Origin of the sequence: Micromonospora sp. NPDC047753 (assembly GCF_040642735.1) — a bacterium.
Classification (GTDB): domain Bacteria; phylum Actinomycetota; class Actinomycetes; order Mycobacteriales; family Micromonosporaceae; genus Micromonospora.
In genome coordinates this window covers 1-1,645 of record NZ_JBEYSL010000821.1, presented here as the reverse complement: position 1 = coordinate 1,645, position 1,645 = coordinate 1, and the positions used below count along the sequence as shown (strand labels likewise).

1 protein-coding gene is annotated in these 1,645 nt (G+C 73.5%); it reads right to left on the bottom strand.

The features are described 5' to 3' along the window. Positions 1-1,645 (bottom strand): acetolactate synthase (locus ABZ749_RS34895; protein WP_357235626.1); only part of this gene is annotated, 1,645 nt, incomplete at both ends.

Sequence of the window (1,645 nt, the reverse complement as noted above, 5' to 3'; positions counted from 1 at the left end):
TCGATCTCTTCACCGCACAGCGCGCATGGTGGGCGGCCCTTGGCGATGGTGGTGCGGTGGCGGTCGCGTGTGGCGGTGTTGCGGGTGGGCCTTGGAGCACGTTCACCAGGTACGGCACTCCGGAGTCGAACGCCCGCTGGAGCGCCGGGCCCAGGTCGGCCGCCTTGGCGACCGTCTCCCCCGCCCCGCCGAGCGCGCTGACCACCGTGTCGTACCGCAGCTCCGGCTGGAGGTCGGCGGCGACGTCGTAGCCGTACATGGCACGCATCGGGTGCTTCTCCAGCCCCCAGATGCCGTTGTTGCCGACGACGATCACCACCGGCAGCTTCTGGCGGACCAGCGACTCGACGTCCATCAGCGAGAAGCCCGCCGCGCCGTCACCCATCAGCACGCAGATCTGCCGGTCCGGGTGACTGACCCGGGCCCCCATCGCGTAACCCATGCCGGTGCCGAGGCAGCCGTACGGGCCCGGGTCCAGCCACGTGCCGGGCTGGGCCGGCTCCAGGTACCGCCCGGCGTACGACACGAAGTCGCCGCCGTCGCCGATGGTGATCGCGTCCGGGGCGAGCGCCCGACGCAGCTCGCCGTAGATCCGGGCCGGGCGGATCGGGTCGGTCTCGGCGGCCATCTCCGCGGCGTCCCGAGCCTTCGCCGCGTCCTCGGCGACCCGCAGGTCGGCGATCCAGTCGGAGTGGTCGGCGCGGTCACCGGAGTGATCGGCCAACGCGGAGAGGATCAGGCGCAGGTCACCGGCGGGTGCGGCGGCCGGCTGCACGTGCGTCGCCCGCTGGCTGGGGGCGTCGACGATGTGCACCACCTTGGCGTCACCGAAGTCACCGAAGCTGAGCCGGAAGTCCAGCGGGGTGCCCACCACCACGACCACATCGGCGCCGGAGAGCGCGGCCCGTCGGGCCTTGGCGAACGCCAGCGGGTGCTCCGGCGGGAGCGAGCCGCGACCCATGCCGTTGGTGAAGACCGGCACCTGCAACGCCTCCGCCGCCTCGCGCAGCGCGGCGACCGCGTCGCCCGCGTACACGTCGGAGCCGGCGATGATGACCGGCCGCTGCGCCCCGGCGATGAGCAACGCGGCGCGGCCGACCTCCTCCGGGTCCGGGGCGATCGGGTCGACACCCGTCACGGTGGGCAGCTCGGCCTCCGCGACCGAGAAGACCGTCTCCAGCGGGAAGTCGAGGAAGGCCGGGCCCCGGTGCGGGGTGAGCGCGGCGTTCAGCGCCGCACCCACCGCACGCGGGATGTCGTCGGTGCTGAACACCGTCTCGGCGTGCTTGGTGACCGGGGCGACCAACGGCAGGTGGTCCATCTCCTGGAGGCTGCCCGAGCCCCAGCGGAACGCGGGCGCGCGCCCGCCGAGCACCAGCACCGGCGAGGCGTTGAAGAACGCGCTGGTCATGCCGGAGATGCCGTTGGTGACACCGGGCCCTGCGGTGAGCACGGCGAGGCCGGGGCGGCGCTGGAGCTTGGCCACGGCCTCGGCGGCGAAGACCGCGGACTGCTCGTGCCGGACGTCGTAGATCGGGAAGTCGGTCTTGTACGCGGCGTCGTAGAGCGGGAAGACAACCCGTCGCCCGCAGCATCCGGGCCGAGGGTCCCGGCCGGATCCGGGGCTGGGAGGGCCGTCCCGGCC